The organism is Roseomonas sp. KE2513, assembly GCF_016107305.1.
Lineage (GTDB): Bacteria > Pseudomonadota > Alphaproteobacteria > Acetobacterales > Acetobacteraceae > Roseomonas.
In genome coordinates, this window is sequence record NZ_RCVR01000003.1 from 272,945 (window position 1) to 293,963 (window position 21,019).

The 21,019-nt window shown below is 71.6% G+C and carries 24 protein-coding genes, 1 tRNA gene and 1 pseudogene; 15 read left to right on the top strand and 11 right to left on the bottom strand.

Going from position 1 to position 21,019, the window contains the following annotated elements; all coding sequences use genetic code 11:
• Positions 1-79: 79 nt before the first annotated feature.
• Both folD and D9599_RS04980 read right to left on the bottom strand, forming a co-directional pair.
• A pseudogene (gene folD, locus D9599_RS04975) lies at positions 80-916 on the bottom strand (bifunctional methylenetetrahydrofolate dehydrogenase/methenyltetrahydrofolate cyclohydrolase FolD); the annotation flags it as partial.
• A 1-nt stretch (position 917) separates the two neighbouring features.
• Positions 918-1,220, bottom strand: coding sequence for a YggT family protein (locus tag D9599_RS04980; RefSeq protein ID WP_043832746.1), 303 nt, complete (start codon positions 1,218-1,220; stop codon positions 918-920).
• 163 nt (positions 1,221-1,383) lie between these two features.
• On the opposite strand from D9599_RS04980, the gene D9599_RS04985 reads away from it, so the two are divergent.
• Together D9599_RS04985 and D9599_RS04990 are read left to right on the top strand one after the other, a co-directional pair.
• Positions 1,384-1,459, top strand: a tRNA-Ala gene (locus D9599_RS04985).
• A 97-nt stretch (positions 1,460-1,556) separates the two neighbouring features.
• Complete coding sequence (locus D9599_RS04990; RefSeq protein WP_198380107.1) at positions 1,557-2,300, top strand: SDR family oxidoreductase; 744 nt, start codon at positions 1,557-1,559, stop codon at positions 2,298-2,300.
• Between the two features lie 317 nt (positions 2,301-2,617).
• On the opposite strand, the gene D9599_RS04995 is transcribed toward D9599_RS04990, so the two are convergent.
• The 3 genes from D9599_RS04995 to trxA are packed head-to-tail and all read right to left on the bottom strand — an operon-like array spanning position 2,618 to position 4,609.
• Positions 2,618-3,112 (bottom strand): glutathione peroxidase, encoded by a 495-nt coding sequence (locus D9599_RS04995; RefSeq protein ID WP_198380108.1) that lies wholly within the window; start codon positions 3,110-3,112, stop codon positions 2,618-2,620.
• Positions 3,109-4,254 carry a PQQ-dependent sugar dehydrogenase gene (locus D9599_RS05000; protein WP_309228540.1) on the bottom strand — a complete coding sequence of 382 codons (1,146 nt, stop codon included), beginning with the start codon at positions 4,252-4,254 and terminating at the stop codon, positions 3,109-3,111. Before D9599_RS05000 ends, D9599_RS04995 begins: the two co-directional genes overlap by 4 nt.
• A gap of 16 nt (positions 4,255-4,270) precedes the next feature.
• Positions 4,271-4,609 (bottom strand): thioredoxin TrxA, encoded by a 339-nt coding sequence (gene trxA, locus D9599_RS05005; RefSeq protein ID WP_198380109.1) that lies wholly within the window; start codon positions 4,607-4,609, stop codon positions 4,271-4,273.
• Between the two features lie 153 nt (positions 4,610-4,762).
• On the opposite strand from trxA, the gene D9599_RS05010 reads away from it, so the two are divergent.
• The 6 genes from D9599_RS05010 to D9599_RS05035 all read left to right on the top strand — a co-directional run bounded on the left by D9599_RS05010 (position 4,763) and on the right by D9599_RS05035 (position 8,752).
• On the top strand, positions 4,763-5,158 hold the full coding sequence (locus D9599_RS05010) for a hypothetical protein (protein WP_232480137.1): 396 nt from the start codon (positions 4,763-4,765) through the stop codon (positions 5,156-5,158).
• Between the two features lie 224 nt (positions 5,159-5,382).
• Complete coding sequence (locus tag D9599_RS05015) at positions 5,383-5,658, top strand: twin-arginine translocase TatA/TatE family subunit (RefSeq protein ID WP_198380110.1); 276 nt, start codon at positions 5,383-5,385, stop codon at positions 5,656-5,658.
• 84 nt (positions 5,659-5,742) lie between these two features.
• Complete coding sequence (locus D9599_RS05020; RefSeq protein WP_198380111.1) at positions 5,743-6,375, top strand: methylthioribulose 1-phosphate dehydratase; 633 nt, start codon at positions 5,743-5,745, stop codon at positions 6,373-6,375.
• Positions 6,372-6,911, top strand: coding sequence for an acireductone dioxygenase (locus D9599_RS05025; RefSeq protein ID WP_198380112.1), 540 nt, complete (start codon positions 6,372-6,374; stop codon positions 6,909-6,911). Before D9599_RS05020 ends, D9599_RS05025 begins: the two co-directional genes overlap by 4 nt.
• A 16-nt stretch (positions 6,912-6,927) precedes the next feature.
• Positions 6,928-7,635: an acireductone synthase gene (mtnC, locus tag D9599_RS05030; RefSeq protein WP_198380165.1), complete on the top strand. Its 708-nt coding sequence runs from the start codon at positions 6,928-6,930 to the stop codon at positions 7,633-7,635.
• Between the two features lie 127 nt (positions 7,636-7,762).
• The gene (locus D9599_RS05035; protein WP_198380113.1) at positions 7,763-8,752 is read left to right on the top strand and encodes a magnesium transporter CorA family protein; all 990 of its coding nucleotides are present in this window, start codon (positions 7,763-7,765) and stop codon (positions 8,750-8,752) included.
• Positions 8,753-8,761: 9 nt separating this feature from the next.
• On the opposite strand, the gene D9599_RS05040 is transcribed toward D9599_RS05035, so the two are convergent.
• Complete coding sequence (locus D9599_RS05040; protein WP_198380114.1) at positions 8,762-10,009, bottom strand: PepSY domain-containing protein; 1,248 nt, start codon at positions 10,007-10,009, stop codon at positions 8,762-8,764.
• Between the two features lie 93 nt (positions 10,010-10,102).
• On the bottom strand, positions 10,103-10,555 hold the full coding sequence (locus D9599_RS05045) for a hypothetical protein (RefSeq protein ID WP_198380115.1): 453 nt from the start codon (positions 10,553-10,555) through the stop codon (positions 10,103-10,105).
• A gap of 74 nt (positions 10,556-10,629) precedes the next feature.
• On the opposite strand from D9599_RS05045, the gene D9599_RS05050 reads away from it, so the two are divergent.
• On the top strand, positions 10,630-11,457 hold the full coding sequence (locus tag D9599_RS05050) for an EcsC family protein (RefSeq protein ID WP_198380116.1): 828 nt from the start codon (positions 10,630-10,632) through the stop codon (positions 11,455-11,457).
• Between the two features lie 228 nt (positions 11,458-11,685).
• Here the strand turns inward: D9599_RS05050 and D9599_RS05055 are convergent, their stop codons facing one another.
• From D9599_RS05055 to D9599_RS05070, 4 genes are all read right to left on the bottom strand, one after another.
• Positions 11,686-12,696 carry an asparaginase gene (locus D9599_RS05055; RefSeq protein WP_198380117.1) on the bottom strand — a complete coding sequence of 337 codons (1,011 nt, stop codon included), beginning with the start codon at positions 12,694-12,696 and terminating at the stop codon, positions 11,686-11,688.
• A complete protein-coding gene (locus D9599_RS05060; RefSeq protein WP_198380118.1) occupies positions 12,693-13,451 on the bottom strand; it encodes a glycosyltransferase family 2 protein in 759 nt (252 codons plus the stop codon). Before D9599_RS05060 ends, D9599_RS05055 begins: the two co-directional genes overlap by 4 nt.
• A complete protein-coding gene (locus D9599_RS05065; RefSeq protein WP_198380119.1) occupies positions 13,448-14,239 on the bottom strand; it encodes a 1-acyl-sn-glycerol-3-phosphate acyltransferase in 792 nt (263 codons plus the stop codon). The genes D9599_RS05060 and D9599_RS05065 overlap by 4 nt, the downstream gene beginning before the upstream one ends.
• 87 nt (positions 14,240-14,326) lie before the next feature.
• Positions 14,327-15,454 carry a DUF2891 domain-containing protein gene (locus D9599_RS05070; RefSeq protein WP_198380120.1) on the bottom strand — a complete coding sequence of 376 codons (1,128 nt, stop codon included), beginning with the start codon at positions 15,452-15,454 and terminating at the stop codon, positions 14,327-14,329.
• Between D9599_RS05070 and D9599_RS05075 the strand changes: the two genes are divergently transcribed.
• The 6 genes from D9599_RS05075 to D9599_RS05100 all read left to right on the top strand — a co-directional run bounded on the left by D9599_RS05075 (position 15,453) and on the right by D9599_RS05100 (position 20,995).
• Complete coding sequence (locus D9599_RS05075; protein ID WP_198380121.1) at positions 15,453-16,031, top strand: YqaA family protein; 579 nt, start codon at positions 15,453-15,455, stop codon at positions 16,029-16,031. The two genes, D9599_RS05070 and D9599_RS05075, sit on opposite strands and share 2 nt — an antisense overlap.
• A 399-nt stretch (positions 16,032-16,430) precedes the next feature.
• Positions 16,431-17,546: a class I SAM-dependent RNA methyltransferase gene (locus D9599_RS05080; protein WP_198380122.1), complete on the top strand. Its 1,116-nt coding sequence runs from the start codon at positions 16,431-16,433 to the stop codon at positions 17,544-17,546.
• 71 nt (positions 17,547-17,617) lie between these two features.
• Positions 17,618-19,486, top strand: a complete 1,869-nt coding sequence (locus D9599_RS05085; protein WP_198380123.1) for an ABC transporter ATP-binding protein — start codon at positions 17,618-17,620, stop codon at positions 19,484-19,486.
• Between the two features lie 136 nt (positions 19,487-19,622).
• Entirely contained in the window at positions 19,623-19,919 is a 297-nt protein-coding gene (locus D9599_RS05090; RefSeq protein WP_309228541.1) for an AtpZ/AtpI family protein, read from the top strand.
• A gap of 35 nt (positions 19,920-19,954) precedes the next feature.
• The gene (locus D9599_RS05095) at positions 19,955-20,710 is read left to right on the top strand and encodes a F0F1 ATP synthase subunit A (protein WP_043832784.1); all 756 of its coding nucleotides are present in this window, start codon (positions 19,955-19,957) and stop codon (positions 20,708-20,710) included.
• Positions 20,711-20,755: 45 nt separating this feature from the next.
• Positions 20,756-20,995: an ATP synthase subunit C family protein gene (locus D9599_RS05100; protein ID WP_043832786.1), complete on the top strand. Its 240-nt coding sequence runs from the start codon at positions 20,756-20,758 to the stop codon at positions 20,993-20,995.
• The last annotated feature ends 24 nt before the right edge of the window (positions 20,996-21,019 follow it).

Sequence of the window (21,019 nt, forward strand, 5' to 3'; positions counted from 1 at the left end):
CCGGTCCGTGCCCGTAGGATTCCTCGGGCGTCGCATGTTCCTCAGCGACGCCGCCGTTGGGTTGCAGCTCGGCCGCGCCGCGGCGGGCGAGGGCGGCTTCGAGGGTGTTTTCCAGCAGGCAGGCGATGGTCATGGGCCCCACGCCGCCGGGGACGGGGGTGATCCAGCCTGCGCGTTCCCGAGCGGCCTCGAACTCCACGTCGCCGGCCAGCTTGCCGTCGGCGCGGCGGTTGATGCCGACGTCGATGACCACGGCGCCGGGGGCGATCCAGTCGCCGCGCACCACGGCCTCGCGGCCGACGGCGGCAACGAGGATCTCGGCCCGGCGGCACTCCTCCGCGATGTCGCGGGAGCGGGAATGGAGGACGGTGACGGTCGCGTCGGCGGCGAGGAGCAGGGCGGCCATGGGGCGGCCGACGATGGCGCTGCGGCCGAGCACCACCGCGCGGGCGCCGGAGAGGTCGATGCCCGTTTCGGCGAGGAGGTGCATGACGCCTTTGGGGGTGCAGGGCACCAGGCCCGGCAGGCCCGCGGCCAGGCGGCCGGCATTGACGGGGTGGAAGCCGTCCACGTCCTTGGCGGGGTCCACCGCCTCCAGCACGCGCTGGGGGTCGATGTGCTTGGGAAGAGGGAGCTGGACGAGGATGCCGTCCACCGCCGGGTCCGCGTTCAGGCGGCGAATGGTGGCCAACAGCTCGGCCTCTGCCACCGTTTCGGGCAGGAGGATGGTCTCGCTGTCAAAGCCGGCTTCCTTGGCGGCGCGGTCCTTGTTGCGGACATAGACGACGCTGGCGGGGTCGTCGCCGACGCGGACCACGCGGAGCCCGGGGCGGAAGCCGAGCCCGGCCACGCGCTTGCCGAGCGCCGCGCGGAGCCCTGCCCCGATCGCCTTGCCGTCGAGCAGCCGGGCCGTCACCTCAGGCCCCCAGCCGCCAGAGGGCGGGGAAGACCGTGACGTTGAGGAAGATCCGCAGTGCCTGGAGAAGCAGGATGAGCACGAGCGGCGAGAGGTCCACGCCGCCGAGGTCGGGCAGGAAGCGGCGGATCGGCCGGAGCGCCGGCTCCGTCACCCGCCAGAGGAAGTCGCCCACCGACCAGACGAAGCGGTTGCGGGTGTCGAGCACGTTGAAGGCGGTCAGCATGCTGAACACTGCCGCAATGATCAGCACCCAGACATAGAGGCCGATCACCTGATCGATCAGCCAGAAGATCGCTGTCATCCCGCCGCCCTCGAATCTAATCCGGCGCTGTGTATGGCCCGGCGTGGGGCCCGTCCAGCCGGGCGGTGACAGGAATGGCACGAGGACGCTTGACGCCGCGGGGATGGCGGGGAATAAGCCCGCCTCACGCACCGGATCCCAACCCTGGTGCGGTGGGACGTGTGGGGCTGTAGCTCAGTTGGGAGAGCGCGTCGTTCGCAATGACGAGGCCAGGGGTTCGATTCCCCTCAGCTCCACCACTCCCCTCTCCTACTCCATCGCCTGAACTCCTTGCGCGCGCCTGTTGCGCCTGGAAACCTCGTGGCAAGCTTCCCGCAAACGGGAAGGAACGGGTTCATGGCAGGTCGCCTCGCGGGCAAGCGTGCCTTCATCACCGCGGCGGGGCAGGGGATCGGCCGCGCCATCGCGCTCGCCTTCGCGCGGGAAGGGGCGCGGGTTCTTGCGACGGATCGTCACGCGGACAAGCTCGCCGGGCTCGAGGGCTGCGAGACGGCGGTGCTGGACGTGCTGGACGACGATGCCTTCACCGGGGCGGTGCAGGGCGCCGGCCCGCTGGACGCGATGGTGAACTGTGCCGGCGTCGTGCACCAGAACACCGCCCTGACCTGCACCGATGCGGAGTGGGAGGCGGCCTTCGCCCTCAATTGCCGCGCCACCTGGAAGGGAATGGCGGCGGCGCTGCCGGGTATGGTGGAGCGGCGCCGGGGCGCGGTGGTCAACATCGCCAGCGCGGCGGGCTGGGCCAAGGCGGCGCCGAACCGCTTTGTCTACGGCGCCACCAAGGCGGCCATCGTGGGCATGACCAAGATGGCGGCGGTGGACGTGGTGGCCCAGGGCGTGCGGCTGAACTGCATCTGCCCGGGCACGATCGACACTCCCTCCCTCGGCGAGCGCATCGCGGCCAACGCGGCGGCGGCCGGTGGCGTGGAGGCGGCGCGCGCCGCCTTCGTGGCGCGGCAGGCGGTGGGGCGGCTGGGAAGCGCGGAGGAGATCGCGGCGCTGGCGGTCTACCTCGCCTCGGACGAGAGCGCCTTCGTCACGGGGCAGGCGATGGTGATCGACGGAGGGTGGACGCTCTGAGGCTGCCGGTGCTGGCGGCCCCTGGGAAGAGGAAGAAGGAATTCTTTCTCTTCCCAGACCCCTCACCATCATCTTTTTCTTTAAACTGAGATCACTCTGCGGCCGGTGCGCCTCGGGTCGATGACCCGAGGCGGCTGCACGCCCAGGAAAGGCACGAAGAAGAACCGGCCCCCATCACCGCATTCGCGAAGCGAGACGGGGATCCAAGGGCCTCAGGCTCTGGTGGGGCAGGATGAACGCTGCGCGTTCACCCGGGAGGTGCCGGAGAGGGCGGAGCCCTCTCTGGTGGCCGCATCGGGAGGCCCCCGTCAGGGGCGCTATCCCGGCTCCGCCAGCAACCGCTCGATGTCGGCCGAGAGCTTTTCCGGCGCGGTGGCCGGGGCGTAACGGCCGGCCACGCGGCCGTCGCGGCCGATGAGGAACTTCGTGAAGTTCCACTTGATCGCCTCGGTCCCGAGCGCGCCGGGTGCGGCGTGCTTGAGGTGGCGGAAGATCGGGTCGGCGCCCGTGCCGTTCACCTCGATCTTGGCCAGGATGGGGAAGGTCACGTCATAGGTCGTGCTGCAGAAGTTCGCGATGGCCGCGTCGTCACCCGGCTCCTGGCCAGCGAACCCGTTGCAGGGGAAGGCAAGGACGGTGAAGCCCCGGTCGGCGTAGCGGCGCTGGAGGGCTTCCAGCCCCGCGTATTGCGGCGTGAAGCCGCACCGGCTGGCGGTGTTCACGACCAGCAGCACCTTTCCGCGGAACTCGGCGAGGGGCAGGGCGCTGCCGTCCGGGCGACGGGCAGAGAGGTCGAGAAGGGATTCGCTCAATTCGCGGGCTCCAGGCGGAGGATGCGGCCGCGATCCTCGTCGGTCAGGATGTAGAGGAGGCCGTCCGGGCCGGGCAGCACTTGGCGGAAGCGGGTGCGGCCCCAGAGCATGCGCTCCTCCGCCACCACGCGGTCACCCTGCATGGTGAGTCGCACGAGGCCGGGCGGGTTGAGGGCGGCGAGGAAAAGGTTGCCGCGCCAGGCAGGGAAGGCGTCGCCGCTGAGGAAGTTCCCGCCGGAGGGGCTGACGGCGGGGGTCCAGTGCCAGAGGGGTTCCTCGATCCCGGGGGCGCTGGCGCGGCCGGTGCCAATGGGGCTGCCGTCGTAGTCCGTGCCGTAGGAGACGATCGGCCAGCCGTAATTGGCGCCAGGACGGAGGAGGTTCACCTCGTCGCCGCCCTTGGCGCCGAACTCGATCTCGATGATCGAACCGGTGGCGGGGTTCACCGCCAGGCCCTGTGGGTTGCGGTGGCCGAGGCTGAAGATTTCGGGGCGGGCGCCCGCGCGGCCGATGAAGGGGTTGCCCGCGGCCGGGCTGCCGTCGCGCTCGAGGCGCAGGACCTTGCCGCCGAGGTCGGAGAGGTCCTGGGCGCGTGACTTGTTGGCATAGCGCTCCCCGGTGGAGAGGAAGAGCTTTCCGTCGCGTCCGAAGACGATACGGCAGCCATAGTGGTTGCGTCCGGAGGCCTGGGCGGGCGTCGCGTCGAGCAGCGTGCGCGTGCCTTCCAGGCGAGAGAAATCGGGCGAGAGGGTGGCCGTGGCGAGGCGGGTCAGCACGCCGCCCCCGGCCGCGCCGGCGAGGCAGAAGTAGACCTGCCGGATGGCCGGGAAATCAGGGGCGAGGGCGACGTCGAGCAGCCCTCCCTGGCCGGCCGCCACCACCTCGGGCACGCCGGGAAGAGGGGCGGAAAGCGTCCCGTCCGTCCCGACGAGACGCAGGCGTCCGGGACGCTCCGTCACCAGCATCCGGCCGTCCGGCAGGAAGGCGGCGCCCCAGGGGTGGTCGAGGCCGGTCGCGAAACCCGTGACGCGGAAGGCGCCGCGCTCGCTCCGCACGACCTCCTGGGCGCGGACAGGGTCGGCGGCGCAGGCCGCCAGACCCAATCCTGCCAGCAGGGCGAGGAGCCGCGCGGCGCGCCTCACGACCGGGATCGCGTGGTCAGGCCTTGGCGCCGATCGCCTGGTCCACCCAGTCGCGAAGCTGGCCGCGCGGCATGGCGCCGACCTTCATGTCCACGGGCTTGCCGTCCTTGAAGAGGATCATCGTCGGGATGCCGCGCACCGCGTACTCGTTCGGCGTCATCGGGTTCTCGTCGATGTTGACCTTGGCGACGGTCAGCTTGCCCGCGTAGTCGCGGCCGATCTCGTCCAGGATCGGGCCGACCATGCGGCAGGGGCCGCACCACTCCGCCCAGAAGTCGACGAGCACGGGGCCATCGGCCTGGAGGACGTCGGTTTTGAAGCTGTCGTCGCTGACGGCCTTGGTGTTCTCGCTCATTGCGCTGCGTTTCCGAAAAGGGCCCGCTGGGGGATCACCCCTGAAGGTCGGGATGTGCGGGGCTTGGGTCAAGGAGGGGGCGGCTCGCGCGCCGCGCCGTCAGCCCAGGGGGCGCCCGCGCGTTCATCCCGCATGGAGCACGAGCCCCCACCCATGGTCGAGCTGATCGAGGCCCGGCTGGAACGCCTGGACCTCTCGCCCGAGGAGGCCTTCCGTCAGGCGGGACTGCCGCCCGACCTGCTGCCGCGCCTGCGGGACGGCACGGCCGCCGTGCCGCGCGGATCACGCCTCGTCCGGCTCGCCGAGGTTCTCGGCACCTCCGTTTCCTGGCTTGTCGGGCTGGACCCGGACGTGGCGCCGCCGCCGGAGGTGCTTGAGGAGGAGCAGGGCAGCCTCGGCCTTCTGGCGGGCGACGAGGAGGCCCTGCTGCGGGCCTATCGCTCCCTCGACTTCCCGACCAAGGCGGCGCTGCTGACGGTCGTGCGGCGAATGGTGGGGCCCGAACCGGTGCCTGAGGTGCCGGCCAAGGGGCGGCGGCGCGGCGGCTAGGGGCGTTTTGCGAAGGGTTTATCGCGCCTTCCTTGATGACGCGGCCGTCATCTCCCCATTGCGTCCGCGCGACGCATGGCCCATGTCCCTTTCGCATTCTCAGGGGCGGTCCTGGACGGCGCGGCCGGCAGGTTTACCCCGGGGGGGCGCCGACCTAGTCTCACCCGGGAGTGGGGGACCGGGCCGTGGGCCCGCCAAACCAGGCAAGGATATCGGGGCTTCAAATGGGTTCGTTCAGCATCTGGCACTGGCTCGTCGTGCTGCTGGTCGTGCTGCTGCTCTTCGGCAGCGGCAAGATCAGCGGGCTGATGGGTGATCTCGCCACGGGCATCAAGTCCTTCAAGAAGAACATCAAGGAGGACGAGCCCGACGCCTCCATGGCCGACAGCACCGTGGTGCCGCCGAGCGGTAACCTGCCGCCGCCGACCGTTCATGGCGCGGGCGTGCACGCGGCCAGCACGGATGCCGGCCGCACGGTGCGCACCCCCCCGGGGGCCTGACACCGGCCGCTCGGCCCGGAACGGCGCGCCGGTCCCGCAGGGGGCCGGCGCCTCTCGTTTTGGCCGCCTGCGCAAGGAGGGGCGATGCCCGATCCTATCCCTGATGCGGCGGTCCAGGCCGTGGTCGAGGCAGGCCGGCGCATGGCCGAGCGGAACTGGGTGCCGGCCACCGCCGGCAACATCTCGGTTCGCCTGGCCGGCGGGCGGGTGGCGATCACCCGTTCCGGCTTCCACAAGGCGCATCTGACGGCCGAGGCTGTCATGGCCGTGGACCTCCAGGGCATGCCGGAGCAGGCGGGGCTGCGGCCCTCCGCCGAGACCGGGCTGCATTGCGGCATCTACCGCGCCTTCCCGGAGGCGCGCGCCGTGGTGCACGGCCACTCCGTCGCCAATACCGTCCTCTCCCGCCGCGCGGGCGAGACGATCAGGCTGGAGGGCTACGAGTTGCTGAAGGCCTTCCCGGGCCTTGATACCCATGCGGCCGTCGTCAGCGTGCCCGTGCTGGACAACGACCAGGACATCCCGCGCCTGCAGGCGGCGGTGGAGGCCCGTTGGTCCCGCATGGCCGCCGCCGTCGTGCCCGGGTATTTGATACGCGGCCACGGCGTTTATGTATGGGGCCCCGACATGGACGCCGCCCTGGCGCGCCTGGAGGGGCTCGAATTCATGCTGGCCTGCAAGATGGCCGCCATCAGCCTGGGAGGTTCCGACCCATGAGCCGCCTCGTCATCCACGACGCCGAGACCAAGGCCATCCTGGCCGATACGCAGGACCCGGCTGAGATCGCGTCCCTCCTCTCCCCCCTCGGCGTGCGCTTCGAGCGCTGGGAGGTCGCCGACCTTCCGCCCGGCGCCGAGGCCGAGGCGGTGCTGGCCGCCTACAAGCCGCGGCTCGACGCCCTCATGGGCGAGACGAAGGCGGGCACGGCGGACGTGATCCGCCTGACCGCGGACCACCCGCAGGCCGACGCCATCCGCGCGAAGTTCCTTGCCGAGCACATCCACACCGAGGACGAGGTGCGCTTCTTCCACGAGGGGGCGGGCAACTTCATCCTGAATGTCGGGGGCAAGGTCTACGACGCCCACTGCACGCGCGGCGACCTCATCTCCGTGCCCGCCGAGACGCAGCACTGGTTCGACGCCGGCCCCACGCCCAACGTCACGGCGCTGCGGATCTTCACGGACACCACGGGGTGGACGCCGCACTACACCGGCACCGACATGTCGGAGCGCTTTCCGGCCACGACCGCTTGAGCGCGCTGCCTTGAGCATGGCGCCCCGCGCGGTCGTCCTCGATATCGAGGGCACCACCAGCGCCATCGCCTTCGTAAAGAGCACGCTCTTCCCCTTCGCGGAGCGGGCTCTGGACGGCTATCTGCGCGCGCATGCGGGCGATGCAGCCGTCGCCGCGCTGCTGAACGAGGTCCGCAACCTCGCTCCCGGCGTTGAGCCGGAGGCGGCGCTGCGCGGCTGGATGGCGCGGGACGAGAAGGTGACGCCGCTGAAGGCCCTGCAGGGGATGATCTGGCGCGAGGGCTTCGAGTCGGGCCAGCTCCGAGGCCATCTATGGCCGGATGTCGCGCCCTGCCTGCGCGCCTGGGCGGGGGCGGGGATCGCGCTGCGGATCTACTCCTCCGGCTCGGTGGAGGCGCAGCGGCTGCTCTTCGCGCATACCGAAGCGGGCGACCTCACCCCCCTTCTCTCTGGCTTCGACGACACGCGCACCGGCCCCAAGCGGGAGGCCGCCTCCTACGCGTCCATCGCGGCCTCGGCCGGGTTCACGCCTGCGGAAATGCTCTTTCTCTCCGACGTGGCGGAGGAGCTGGACGCGGCGGCTTCGGCCGGGTTGGCCGTCTGCCAGCTCGTGCGCCCTGCCGACGGCACGCTGGCCAGCGGCCGGCATCCCGCCTGTGCCACCTTCCCCGAGGTCGCCGCCCGTTTCGGGCTGCCCGCCCCGGACGAGCCGCCCTCAGGCTAGGTCGACGCTGTCATATTGCCGCGCTTGCGGGCCACCGCGCGCGGGTCCAGAGGGGTTGGCCCAAGGCACTGACCGCCTCTTCCTTCTTTGCCCGATTCCTGCGCCCGGACGCCGGGAGACACCGCGCATGATGACCACCTATTCCCTCCGCGGCGGCGCCTGCGCCGTCCACGGGGGCCTCGACACGGCCGAGTCGATCGCCGCCTCCACCTGGATCGACCTCCTCAACCCGACTCCGGAGGAGGAGCGGGCGGTGCAGGACGCGCTTCACATCGAGGTGCCGACGCGCGAGGAGATGCAGGAGATCGAGAGCTCCTCGCGCCTCTATAAGGAGGGCGAGGTGCTCTTCCTCACCGCAGCCTTCCTCTACGGCGCGGAGGAGGGGGAGTTCGGCTCCACCCCCATCACCTTCGTCCTCGCCCCCAGCGCGCTGATCACGGTGCGCTACGCGACGCCGAAGGCCTTCTCGGTCTTCGCGGTGCGTGCCCAGCGGCAGGGGATGCCGCTGCTGCGGACGCCCGACGGCGTGATGCTCCACCTCTTCGAGCAGATCGTGGACCGGCTGGCCGACATCCTCGAGCGCACCGCGAGCGAGATGGACCGCGCGAGCCAGACGACCTTCCGCAACGCCCGCAACCTGGGGGTGAAGGCGAACAAGCGCGACCTCGACCTGCGCCAGGCGCTGCTCACCCTCGGCCAGGTGGGGGAGGTGACGAGCCGGGCGAGCGACACCCTGCTCGGCCTGACGCGCATCCTCACCTTCGTGGGGGCGGAGAAGTCGAACGCGGTCCGCAAGGAGAACCAGGTGATGATCAAGACCCTGGTGCGCGACGTGCGCTCCCTCGTGGAATACGCGAACACCATGGCGGCCAAGGCGCAGTTCCTGCTGGACGCCGTGCTCGGCATCATCAGCATGGACCAGAACGGCATCATCAAGACCTTCACGGTCGCGTCCGTCGCCCTCATGCCGCCGACGCTGGTGGCGAGCATCTACGGCATGAACTTCGACAACATGCCGGAGCTGAAATGGGCGCTGGGCTATCCCTGGGCCCTGCTGCTGATGGTCGCGAGCGCGCTGCTGCCGCTGGTCTACTTCAAGCGCAAGGGCTGGCTCTAGGGCCGGGGGTCAGGCCCGGCTGCCCTCGGGCGGCGCGGGCGCCTCGCCGGCGGGGCGCGGCCGGCGGCCCCCTGCCGCGGCGCGGGCCGCCTTCATCCGCCGGCGCCCGAGATAGAGGATCCAGCCGGTGATGCCGAAGAGCGGCATGACGAGGCTCGCGACCATCATCAGCGCGGTGCCCAGCGGCCCGAAATAGGAGCCGCTGTGCAGCGCCAGGATGCTGCCCATCAGCCGGTGGCCGAGGGGCTGCTCGGCGTAGCGGCGGTGCTCCACCACCTCGCCGGCGGCGTTGATGGCGACGCTGCTGCGCGCGTCCTCATGTGCCGCCTCCGCCTCGACATAGGTGATGCGGAGGGGCTGGCCGGGGTTGGGAAGGCGGAGCTGGGCCGTGGCGTAGTCCGGCCGCTCGCGCAGGAAGACGGTCCAGGCGGCGTCGAGGTCGACCGCCGGGCGGACGGCGCGGCCCTCGCCCCGCGCGCGCGCCTCGCCCTGGCCTTGCGCGCCCTCGCCGCGCGGCGGACCGGCTTCCGCATTGGGGCGGGGAGCGCCGGTGAGGTCGAAGAGGGCGTTGCGGTACCAGTCGAAGGACCAGAAGAGCCCCGTCAGCCCCGCCAGCACGTAAAGTGGCAGCACCCAGGTGCCGATCACCGCGTGGAGTCGCCAGAGCAGGGCACGGCCGCGGAGCTTCGGGTCGATGCGGAACCAGGCCCGCCAGCTCAGCACCCGTCGCGGCCAGCGGAGATAGAGGCCGGTGAGGGAGAGGACGACGAGGGCGATGGTGGAGACGCCCACGACGATCCGGCCCTCTGCCCCGGCGAGGAGCCAGCGGTGCAGCTCGCGCGTGGTGCGGAAGAAGCCCTCGCCGACGGGCGTGCCGAGGAGGCTGCCGTCGCGCGGGTCGGCGAGGCGCAACTCGCGCCGCGGGCGGGTGCCGGGCGGGGGCGCCTCACGAGGGGTAAGGAAGGCGCGCGCCGGCCGGTCGGGCGCGGCGGCGAGGGTGAGGGAGGCGACGCGGCCGCCGCTCGCCGCCTCGATCCGGCGGATCAGCTCGGCCGGGGGCAGGGCGGGCTCAGGGCGGGCCGCCACGGAGAGCACGCCCGGGTTCAGCGCGCGCAGGATCTCATCCTGGTAGGAGAGGAGGGCGCCGGTGACGCCGACCACCATCAGCACCATCCCGGCCGTGATGCCGATGAACCAATGGATCTGGAACAGGATCGGAGAGAGGCCCGGGAGGCGGCGCGGGGAGGGGTCGGGCAAGGGCGGGGTTCCCATCGGCCGCGCGGCGAGGGCGCGCTGGTCAATGAGTTGCTAATGCGAGTTGATATCAGTGGCAAGCAGGGCCCGCGCCCCTCAGCCGTTGAGGTGCGCGCTGAACTTCGCCATCCAGAAGTTCGGCACCGAGGTTCCAGGCCCCGAGCGCAGCCGGATGGTCCAGAGCGGCTCCCGCGGGTCCGCCGTCTCGATGAGGAAGTTCCAGCCCACGCGCCGGTCCGCGCGGTTATAGACCGGCTCGGTCCGCCATTTGCGGATGACGGCATAGGGAATGAGCTTCGTGACGCGCCGGGAGGCGATGCCGAGCATCTCCTCGGTCCCGCTGAACAGGAGGGTGGCGTCGCGCCCCTCCAGCCGGTCCTCGAGGCTCGGGCAGTCGCGGACCAGCGCCGCGATGGCCTTGCGGCGGGCCGCGATGCTCCACCAGGCCCATCCCCCGATCGCGACCAGGAGCGCGAGCGCGCCCAGCACCGCCAGCGTCACCACCTCTGCCCAGGCCCCCGATTCGTTCCCAGCGGGGGATAGGGCCAAGCCCGTGCCGGATCAACGCGCCGGGCCGTTCCCCGCCGATGCAACCCGGCCCGCCGCGCACCATTTGTTGCCCTATGAGCACCACATCCTCCGACGCGCCGTCCGGGACGCTGCCCGCCCTGCTGACCCTCCCCGAGGACGCCCAGCTCGGCCTCGCCAAGGCCGTGGCGACGCTCGAGGGGCCCTCCGTTGCGGCCCGCCTTGCAGCCATCGCCGGCACGCCGGTGGAGGCGCTGAAGGCCCGCCTGCCCGCGAATATCCGCGAGCAGGTGGACGCCGCCGTCAGCAAGGCGCTGGAGAAGGCCTGGTCCACCGCCGTCGGCACCGAGCCCCGGCGCACGCCCTTCGGTATCGACACCGCCTGGTTCCACCGGGGTGTCGCGGCCGCGACCGGCGCCGCCGGCGGGGCCTTCGGCCTCCTCGGCACCGTGGCCGAGCTGCCGATCTCCACCACCGTCCTCCTCCGCCAGATCGCGGCCGAGGCCGCCGCCGCTGGCGAGGATCCGCGCACGCCCTCGACGGCCGCCGAATGCATGGCCGTCTTCGCGCTCGGCAGCCCCGCGAACGCGGAGGACGACATCGCGGAGACCGGCTACTTCGCCGCCCGCATCGCCCTTGCCCAGATGCTGCCCAATGCCGCCACCAGCCTCGTCTCCGGCCTCGTGCCGGGCTTCCTCGGCGCCATCGCGGCGCGCTTCACGGGAACCGTCGGGTTGAAGCTCTCCGCCCAGGCGGTGCCGGTCATCGGGGCGGCGGCAGGGGCGGCGATCAACCTCGCCTTCCTCGAACACTTCCGGTCCGTGGCCGCGGCCCACTTCCTGGTGCGCCGGCTGGAGCGGGTTTACGGGGCGGACCGGGTGCGTGCGGCCTACGACGCGCTGCGGGATGGGAATACGGCCTGATCGGCCGGCGCGGGTGACTCCGGGGGAGAGAAGGAATCCTCTCCCCCAGGCCCCCTCTCATCTTTTTCTTTGAGTTAGCAATACTGGGCGGCGGTGCGCCTCGGGCCGACGACCCGAGGCGACTGCCTGTTCAGATAAGGTTCCGCGACAGCCAAGGGGGATCCAAGGGCCTCAGGCCCTTGGCAAGAGAGGTCTGGAGAGGGCAGCGCCCTCTCCGGGATCACCGGCTCAGGCCAGAGGCAGGGCTGCGACCTCACCAACCACGCGGTTGTTGCTGTCCAGCACCGGCGCCTCCACCGCACGCGCCAGTTCGGCGGTCCTGTCGGCGGGCAGAAGGCCCAGGCGGCCGAGGACGGTTGCGAAGAGCGCCATTTTTCCGCGCGTGGCGCCGTCCGTGATCTTCACGGCGATGCCGAGGCCTCGTTCCGGCACGAAGCCGAGGACGAAGCCTTCCGCGCCCTCCTTCAGCAGCACGCGGCCTTCCGTGGCGGCGACGATGCGCTCGGTGGGGCGGCCGCGTCCGGAGAGGTGGGCGGGGTGCTCGCGGAGCGCCGCGAGCAGGCGGCGGATGGCGGCCTCGCGCCGGGCATCGGGCACGGCAAGGGCGGCGTAGCGCGCAGCGGCGCGGGCGGCGTCCGTCATGGTCATGGCGAGGGCGGGAAGGCCGCAGCCGTCGGTGCCGCGGGGCAGGGCCGTGGCGTCGTGGCCGATGAGGTCCGAGAAGGCGGCGAGCCAGTGGCGCTGGGCGGGGTGGTCGGGCCGCTCGTAGCCCTCGGGCTGACCGAAGGCGGCGCCGGCGGCGAGAAAGCCGCAGTGCTTGCCGGAGCAGTTGTGGAAGACCCGGCGCTTGCCGCCGGTGCGGGCGGCATCGACGAGGTCTCCCTCGTCCATCGGGAAGGCGGGGCCGCAGACAAGGACGGATTCGGGGCGGCCGAGGCGGTGGAGCCATCTCTCCACCATGGCAACCTGGAAGGGCTCGGCGCGGTGAGAAGCGCAGGCGAGGGCGAGGTGGGCAGAGTCGAGCCCGTCCGCGGCGCCGCTCTCCACGAGGGAGAGAGCCTGGAAGGGCTTGAGGGAGGAGCGGGGAAAGGTGAGCAGGCCGGGGTCGCCCCAGGCGTGCAGGAGGCGCCCCGTGGCATCAGCGACCACGGCGGTGCCCTGGTGGGCGCTCTCGGTCACGCCGCCGCGGCGGACCTCGATGCGGGCGGAGGGGGCCGGAGGGGAGCTGAAGCTTGTCATGAGCGGCCTCGTCGGAGCAGCAGCGCGGGCAGGCGCAGGAGGAAGCCGGTCATCAGCCGCGCGTGCATGCCGGTGAGCAGCAGGTTGTCGCGGCCGTAGCGGAAGTGGGAACTCCCGCCCTCGGCAGGGGCGAGGTAGCGCACCCTGGCGGGGATGTTGAGGGCGGGAACCCCGGCCCAGGCGAGGCGCACAACAGCCTCGGCATCAAAGTCGTAGCGGCGCATCCATCGCGTGCGGCCCATGATCGCGAGGAGCGGGGCGATGGGGTAGACGCGGAAGCCGAAAAGGCTGTCCGCGATCGCCTCGCCCCCTGGGGTGGACCAGAGGGTTTCCAGGCCCGCCCACCAGTTGGAGACGCGCCGCCCGCGCACGCGGATCTGCGGGGCCTCCGGGCCGAAGACGGGGGTGCCCAGCACCATGGCCTCGGGCCGCGCGGCGGAGGCGGTCATGAAGTCGGCGATGCGGTCCGCCGGGTGTTGGCCGTCCGCGTCCATGGTCAGGGCGTGAGTGAAGCCCTCGGCCGCCGCGCGTTGCAGGGCGTCGAGCAGGGCGGCGCCCTTGCCGCCGTTCACGGGGCGCTCGATGAGGCGGAAGCCGGGATCCTCGATGGCGCCCAGCGGGGCGGCGGAGCCGTCGGTGCTGCCGTCCACCACCACCCAGACGGCAGGCCAGGCGGCGCGGGCGGCCGCGACCGTTTCGGCCAGCTTGGGACCGGTGTTGTAGCTGGGAATGAGGACGAGGTGGGCGCTGCTCAACGGGGCCTCGTTCCAAGGGCGGCGGCGTGCCGCTGGCGAAGAGCCTCCGCGAACTCCGCGGCGGGGCCCTCGACGGAAAGGCGCTCGCCGAGGCGGGCGCGATAGCGGAGGGGGAAGGCCGGGCGGCGCCAGAACGGCCAGCCCTTGCCGAGATAGCGGGTGTTGCTCTCGATGAGGACCGTCTGCACCGGGGCCCCGCCGCGGCGGGCGATGAGGGCGAAGCCAGGGTGGAAGGGGCCGAGCAGGCCGTCGGGCGAGCGCGTGCCCTCGGGGAAAACGAGGAGGTTGGCGCCGGAGCGCAGCGCCTCCGTCGCGCGGGCGAAGACCCAGCGGGGTTCGCCGTTCGGAATGTAGCCCGCGAGGCGCCCGCCCCCGAGGGCCGGGTTGCGCTCCAGCCCCGCCTTCATGATGCAGACCGCGTCCGGCAGGTAGGAGACGACGAGCATTACGTCGATCATCGAGAGGTGGTTCGGCGCGACGACGAGGCCCCGCGCGCTGCGAAGGGGCTCCAACCCGGCGAGGTCCAGCTCCACGATCCCCGCGCGCTCCATGAGGCGCAGCAGCCCGCCGAAGCCGATCGTGATGGCGCGGCGGCCGAAGGGCCGGCCGATTCGCGGCGGGAGGACGAGGGAGAGCGGGTAGGCGATCAGCCCCCAGCCGAGGAAGCACGCGCCGAGCACCGCGAGCATGGCGTAGAAGGCGAGGCCGTCCCGCAGGCTGCCCTGGCGCTCGGGGGGCGCGAGGCGGGCGGGCGGGGGCTCGCGGGCGGTGCAGGATGGCGCGCGCACTCGTTCCCCCCCTGGTGTCCGGGCCGGGGTGGCGCCTAGGCCCCGGCCGTGCTGCGCGGGAGGATACATGCGGCGGGCGGGCCTGCCCTAGCCCTCCAGCGCCAGCACCGCGAAAGTCGCGAGCCAGTGCTCGCCCATGTAATGCCCGGCGACGTGCGGCAGCCCGGCCTTGAGATGGGCGGCGGCGGTGGCGAGCATGGCGGGACGGCGCGCATCACCCTCCGGCAGGGCGGCGGCAAGGCGACGCCAGCACCAGGCGCGGGAGAGGTTCAGGCCGTCCAGATGGGCGATCTTGCCGTCCGTACGGTCCGAGACGGTGGCGGGGGTGAGGAGGGTGGCGGGCTGCCCCTCGGGCAGGCGGGGCAGGAAGGCGTCGAACCAGGGGGCGAACTCGGCCGGTGGCAGCAGGCGGGCCATCAGCGCGGCCTCCACCAGGCTGGGCGAGAGGAAGTCGTCGCCGCCGGGCTCGCCCCAGGCGGGGCAGTCGCGATCCGGGCCGTAGAAGCGGCGGGCGAAGGGGGCGATCTCCGCCTCCATGACATCGGCGGCCATGAGGAGGGCGAAGGCGGTGTTGCCGTGCGTGCCCGTGCGGACGGGATAGGTAGCGAGCGGCAGGAAGTCGCGGAGGCGCCCCGCGAAGGCTTCGGCCAGCGGCGCCAGGTCGCGCGACCAGGGCTCCTCCGGATGCAGCGCCAGCTCGGCGGCGAGGGCCAGCAGCCAGCCCCAGCCATAGGGCCGCTCGAAACCGCGGGCGGCGGGGCGGGTGAGATAGGCGCATTCCCCCGCCACCGCCTCGGGCGTCAGGCGGCGGTGAAGCAGGGCGCGGATCGCGGGCGCCTGGGGCATGCCGGGGAAGCGGCGGAGAAGGCGGGCCAGCATCCAATGCGCGTGGACGCAGGAATGCCAGTCGAAGCTGCCGAAGAAGACGGGGTGCAAGGCGGCGGGAGTGCGGGCGTCCGCCGCGCCTTCCAGCACGTGGTCGGGCTTGTGCGGGTATTCCCGCTCGACATGGTCCAGCGCGATGGCGGCGAGGCGAGAGGAGAGTGCCTCGCTGAGGCAGGGGCCGGCGGATTGGGGCAGGGGCGGGCGCTCGCTCGATGGGACGGTACTCTTTCCCGAGACGCGCGGGGCCGCAAGACGGGATGCCCGCCCCGCTGCCCCGCCGCGCGTTTCCGCCTTGCCCCTGCGGGCGCCGCGTGGGATGCCCCCGCGCATGTTACGCGCCCTCTACGACCGGATCATCGCCCTCTCGGCCCATCCCAGGGCGCCGACGCTGCTGGGCGTCGTCTCCTTCGCGGAGAGCAGTGTCTTTCCGATCCCGCCGGACGCCATGCTCATTCCCATGTGCCTCGCCCGGCCGGAGCGCGCCTACCACTACGCTTTTGTCTGCACGATCACCTCGGTGCTCGGTGGACTCCTCGGCTACGCGATCGGCGCCTTCTTCTTCGAGGCGGTGGCGATGCCGGTTCTCTCGGCCTACGGCCACGCAGACGCGCTGGCGACCTTCACGGGCTGGTTCGAGCGCTGGGGCGCGGCGGTCATCCTCATCAAGGGGCTGACGCCGATCCCCTATAAGATCGTCACCATCGCCTCGGGGGCCGCGCATTTCTCGCTGCTTGTGTTCTTTGTGTGCAGCATCATCACCCGCGGGGCGCGCTTCTTCCTCCTTGCCTTCCTGCTGCGCCGCTACGGGCCGCCGGCGCGGGAATTCATCGAGCGGCGGCTGAACCTCATCGCGGGGGTGACGGCACTCGCCATCGTCGGGGGGTTCCTGGCGCTGCGCTTCGTCTGACGGGGCGGCGCTGGTGATTCCGGGTAGAGGAAGAAGGAATTCTTCCTCTACCCGGACCCCTCACCATCATCTTCTTTTTCAAGTTCGAGATGTTCTGTGGCTGGTGCGCCTCGGGTCCATGACCCGAGGCGACTGCACGCGCAGGAAGGGCGCTCAAGGAAGCCGGCCCTCGGTCAGCGTATCCGCGTCAGCCAGACGGGGATCCAAGGGCCTCAAGCCCTTGGCGGGTGAGGTCTGGAGAGGGCAGAGCCCTCTCCAGGGCCGCCGCACCTCTCTTCGCCGAGGGGGGCGCAAGTGGCGCCGAATGCCCGTAAGAGGGGAGCGGGCGGCGCCCTGGTCCTTTCCTCGTCCAAGCGGCGGGAAGGCGCCGCGAACCTCAACCCCGGTCGCGCAGGCAGGATGACGAGAGACGGCAACTTCGAGATCTTTCTCGCGACCGCGCCGGGGCTGGAAGCCCTGCTGCTGGAGGAGGTGCGCGGCAAGGGTTTCAACCGCCCCCGGGCTGTGCCGGGCGGCGTCACCATCCGGGGCGGCTGGCCGGAGGTGTGGCGCGCCAATCTCTGGGTGCGCGGCGCCGGGCGCGTGCTGGCGCGGCTGGACAGCTTTCGCGTCACCCATCTCGCGCAGCTCGATGCGCGGGCACGCCGGGTGCCCTGGGCGGAGGTGCTGCGGCCCGACATGCCCTTCCGGGTGGAGGCGACCTGCGCGGCGTCGCGCATCTACCACTCCGGCGCGGCGGCCGAACGGATCGCGACGGCCATCCGCGAGACCCTGGGAGCCCCGGAATTAGCGGAGGCCGAGGTTCTCGTGCGCGCGCGGATCGAGCACGACACCTGCACCATCAGCGTCGATACCTCCGGCCCGAGCCTGCACAAGCGCGGCTACAAGGAGGCCGTGAACGCGGCGCCGATGCGCGAGACCATGGCCTCGCTTTTCCTGCTCGGATGCGGCTACCGGGGCGCGGAGCCCGTGCTGGACCCGATGTGCGGCTCCGGCACCTTCGTCATCGAGGCGGCGGAGATCGCGGCGCGGCTCAACCCCGGCCGCGCGCGGCACTTCGCCTTCGAGAGGCTGGCGAGTTTCGACCCCGAGGCCTGGGGGCGCATGCGGGAAGTGCGGAGCGCCCGCACCCCGCCGGCCCGCTTCCACGGGAGCGACCGGGACGCCGGCGCCGTCGCGATGAGCCGGGCGAACGCGGCGCGCGCGGGGGTGACCGACTTCACCGAGTTCCGGCAGGCCACGATCAGCGAGATCGTGCCACCGGAGGGGCCGCCGGGGCTGGTGATCGCCAATCCGCCCTATGGTACCCGGCTCGGCGACCGGGGAGAGCTTTCCGCACTCTATCGCGCCTTCGGCCAGGCGCTGCGGAGCCGCTTCTCGGGCTGGCGCGTGGGAATCGTCGCGGCCGATCCGAGGCTCGCCCATGCGACAGGGCTGCCCTTCCTGCCGGTGGGCGCGCCGGTGCCGCATGGCGGGTTGCGCGTGTCGCTGTTCCGGACCGAAGCGCTGCCCTGAGGGCAGCGCGGGGCGGAACCCTCCGCGACGCGGCGGTGGCGGGGCCTCCGGTCCGACCCCACATCGCGCGCATGCCCTTCCGCGTCCTCGAATCCTTCATCGACCCGATCGCCCCGCCAGGGCAGCAGGCCGCCAGGACCTTCGGCGTGCCGGTGCCGGAAGGGCCGCCGCCGGACACCCTTCTCGGCTTCTACTGGCACTTCGCCCGCCAAGCCCGCGCGCTCGTCATTGCCCTATTCGCCACGGGGATGCTGGTGGCGCTGCTGGACAGCCTTATCCCCGTCTTCATCGGGCGGGTGGTGGCGCTGCTCAACGCCCATGAGCCGGGGCAGCTCTGGGCGGAGGCGGGGGGCAGCCTTCTGCTCATGGGCGTCGTGCTGCTGGTGCTGCGGCCCGCCGCGATCCTCGCGCAGAACCTCGTGACCAATCAGGGGATTAACCCGGCCTTCACGAGCCTCATCCGCTGGCAGTCGCACCGGCTGGTCTCGCGCCAGGGCTGGGCCTTCTTCCAGGAGGATTTTGCGGGGCGCGTGGCGAACCGGGTGATGCAGGCGGGGCCGGCGCTGCGGGAATCGGTGGTCCAGGCTGTGACCGCCGTCTGGTACATCCTCGTCTACGGATCGAGCGCGGTGCTCTGGCTCGGCGGCGCGGACTGGCGGCTGGCGCTACCCATCCTCGTCTGGTTCGTGGCTTACGCCGCCCTGCTGCGCTTCGTGGTGCCGAGGATGCGCGACCGCTCGCGCGCCGCCTCCGAGCAGCGGAGCCTGCTGACGGGGCGGATCGTGGACGCGTACACGAACATCCTCTCGATCAAGCTCTTCGCCCGGGCGGAGCGGGAGGACGCCTTCGTGCAGGAGGGCGTGCGCGGCCTGACCGACACCTTCCAGCGCCAGTCCCGCATGGTCACGGCCAATGCGGCGCTGCTCTCCACGCTGAACGCGGTGCTGCTGGTGGGGATGGCGGGCACGGCCATCGCGCTCTGGGCGCATGGCGGGCTGGCCGTGGCGGCGGTGGCGACCGCCCTGCCCATGGCCTGGCAGATCGCGAACATGTCGGGCTGGGTGGCCTTCAACGTCGCCGGCATCTTCGAGAACATCGGCGTGGTGCAGGAGGCCATGCGAAGCATCGCCGTGCCGCCCACCGAGCCGGACCCGCCGCTCGCCCGCCCGCTGCGTGTCACCCGCGGCGCCATCCGCTTCGAGGGGGTGCGCTTCGGCTATGGCCGCCGCGACGCCGCGGTGCTGGACGGCTTCGACCTCGATGTGGCGCCGGGGGAGAGGGTCGGGCTGGTCGGGCAGTCCGGCGCGGGCAAGACGACGGCGGTGAACCTTCTCCTCCGCTTCTTCCACCCGGAGGCGGGGCGGATCACCATCGACGGCCAGGACATCGCGGGGGTGACGGGGGAGAGCCTGCGGGGCGCGATCGGACTCGTGACCCAGGATACGGCGCTGCTGCACCGCTCCATCCTCGACAACATCCGCTTCGGCCGGCCCGATGCCTCGATGGCGGAGGTGGAGGAGGCGGCGCGGCGGGCGGAGGCGGCGGGCTTCATCAAGGCGCTTTCCGACTGGCGGGGGCGGCGGGGCTACGACGCCCATGTGGGGGAACGGGGGGTGAAGCTCTCCGGCGGGCAGCGCCAGCGCGTCGCCATCGCGCGGGTGCTGCTGAAGGACGCTCCCATCCTCGTGCTGGACGAGGCGACCAGCGCGCTCGACTCGGAGGTGGAGGCGGCCATCCAGGAGCAACTCGCGACCCTCATGCAGGGGAAGACGGTGATCGCCATCGCGCACCGCCTTTCCACCATCGCGAGCCTCGACCGGCTGGTGGTGCTGGAGGCGGGGCGGGTGGTGGAGACGGGCTCGCACGCCGCCCTCCTGGCCCGGAACGGCGCCTATGCGCGGCTCTGGGCGCGGCAATCGGGTGGCTTCATCGGCGCCTGACCCCCCTTTGCCGGGGGCCGCGCGCCGCGCAGGATGGCGTGTCGCGCTGCCTTTGCCGCACCGCACGCGCTTGACACCACATGGACCGCAATTTAGGGACCCCCTGCCTTCCGGGGGGATGCCTCGGGAGAGCAAGGTGGAACACCGGGACGGCTTCGACGACCGACTTCGGCAGGCCAGGGCCAAGCAGGGCCTGGACCCCGACCCCGCCAAGGCGGAAGGGGGACTGCCGACGGGACCGTGGGGAATAGGCTTCCGCGCGGGGGTCGAGGTCGTGGCGGCGCTGATCGCGGGCGCGGGTCTGGGCTTCCTGCTCGACCGATGGCTCGGGACCTTCCCCTGGCTCTTCCTTGTCTTCTTCCTCGTGGGTGGCGCCGCGGGGGTGCTGAACGTCTACCGGCTGTTCAAGCCCCGCCCGAACGCCCAGCCTTGATTGTAACCCTTGAGCCGTAACGCAGGGACCGACACGTGGCCGCCGAAGGCAAGACGATCGACGCGCTGAGCCAGTTCGAGCTGGTCCCGGTTCTCGGGCCCATCGGGCGGGCCGTGGGCTTCTCCCAGTCCAACGCGCACATGCTTCTCGCGGTGGGGCTGATCACCCTGCTGTTCATGGTGGGCATGCGCCACCGCGCGGTGGTGCCGGGCCGGCTGCAGTCGGCGGCCGAGATGCTCTACGAATTCGTGGAGGGCGTGCTCATCGGCCAGGTCGGCCATGAGGGGCGCCGCTACTTCCCCTTCGTCTTCGCGCTCTTCATGTTCGTGCTGTTCGGGAACATGCTGGGCCTGCTGCCCTACGCCTTCACCTACACCTCGCATATCGCGGTCACGCTCGGCTTGGCGATCCTGGTGTTCCTGGTGACGACGATCGTGGCGCTGGCGATCCACGGCAAGAAGTTCTTCGGCTACTTCTTTCCCGAGGGCGCGCCGCTCTGGCTCGCGCCCATCATCATCCCGGTCGAGGTCGTGTCCTACATCTCCCGGCCGATCTCCCTCTCCATCCGTCTCTTCGCGAACATGGTCGCGGGACACGTGATGCTGAAGGTCTTCGCGACCTTCATCGTGCTGATCGGCTCGCTGGGCGCCGTCGGCTTCCTGGGCGCCGCCCTGCCGCTCGCGGTGAACGTGGCCCTGATCGGCTTCGAGATCCTCGTTGCCTTCCTTCAGGCCTATGTCTTCGCGATCCTCACCAGCATCTACCTGCACGACGCAGTGCATCTGCACTAAGCGCCGCGCGGGCCAGCAAACTCTTCCAGACAAGGAAAAGCTCAGATGAACGACCCCGCCGCCTATCTCGGCGCCTACAAGGCGCTCGGTGCCGGCCTCGCCGTGATCGCGCTGTTCGGCGTGGGCCTCGGCATCGGCAACATCTTCTCCTCGCTGATCAACAGCGTGGCCCGTAACCCCTCGGCCCGCGACGCGGTCTTCCCGATCGGTATTCTGGGCTTCGCGCTGACGGAAGCCGTCGCGCTCTTCGCGCTGCTGATCGCCTTCCTCATCCTCTTCGCCTGATCGGGTCCGCGCTTCGGGCGGGTA

Coding starts and splice junctions, on each gene's coding strand:
- D9599_RS05015 (WP_198380110.1), top strand. CDS start 5,383: ATGGGTTCGTTCAGCATCTGGCACTGGCTCGTCGTGCTGCTGGTCGTG.
- D9599_RS05020 (WP_198380111.1), top strand. CDS start 5,743: ATGCCCGATCCTATCCCTGATGCGGCGGTCCAGGCCGTGGTCGAGGCA.
- mtnC (WP_198380165.1), top strand. CDS start 6,928: ATGGCGCCCCGCGCGGTCGTCCTCGATATCGAGGGCACCACCAGCGCC.
- D9599_RS05055 (WP_198380117.1), bottom strand. CDS start 12,696: ATGACAAGCTTCAGCTCCCCTCCGGCCCCCTCCGCCCGCATCGAGGTC.
- D9599_RS05100 (WP_043832786.1), top strand. CDS start 20,756: ATGAACGACCCCGCCGCCTATCTCGGCGCCTACAAGGCGCTCGGTGCC.
- D9599_RS05085 (WP_198380123.1), top strand. CDS start 17,618: ATGCCCTTCCGCGTCCTCGAATCCTTCATCGACCCGATCGCCCCGCCA.
- D9599_RS05075 (WP_198380121.1), top strand. CDS start 15,453: ATGTTACGCGCCCTCTACGACCGGATCATCGCCCTCTCGGCCCATCCC.
- D9599_RS05010 (WP_232480137.1), top strand. CDS start 4,763: ATGGTCGAGCTGATCGAGGCCCGGCTGGAACGCCTGGACCTCTCGCCC.
- D9599_RS05080 (WP_198380122.1), top strand. CDS start 16,431: ATGACGAGAGACGGCAACTTCGAGATCTTTCTCGCGACCGCGCCGGGG.
- D9599_RS04980 (WP_043832746.1), bottom strand. CDS start 1,220: ATGACAGCGATCTTCTGGCTGATCGATCAGGTGATCGGCCTCTATGTC.
- D9599_RS05035 (WP_198380113.1), top strand. CDS start 7,763: ATGATGACCACCTATTCCCTCCGCGGCGGCGCCTGCGCCGTCCACGGG.
- D9599_RS05050 (WP_198380116.1), top strand. CDS start 10,630: ATGAGCACCACATCCTCCGACGCGCCGTCCGGGACGCTGCCCGCCCTG.
- trxA (WP_198380109.1), bottom strand. CDS start 4,609: ATGAGCGAGAACACCAAGGCCGTCAGCGACGACAGCTTCAAAACCGAC.
- D9599_RS05025 (WP_198380112.1), top strand. CDS start 6,372: ATGAGCCGCCTCGTCATCCACGACGCCGAGACCAAGGCCATCCTGGCC.
- D9599_RS04990 (WP_198380107.1), top strand. CDS start 1,557: ATGGCAGGTCGCCTCGCGGGCAAGCGTGCCTTCATCACCGCGGCGGGG.
- D9599_RS05070 (WP_198380120.1), bottom strand. CDS start 15,454: ATGCGCGGGGGCATCCCACGCGGCGCCCGCAGGGGCAAGGCGGAAACG.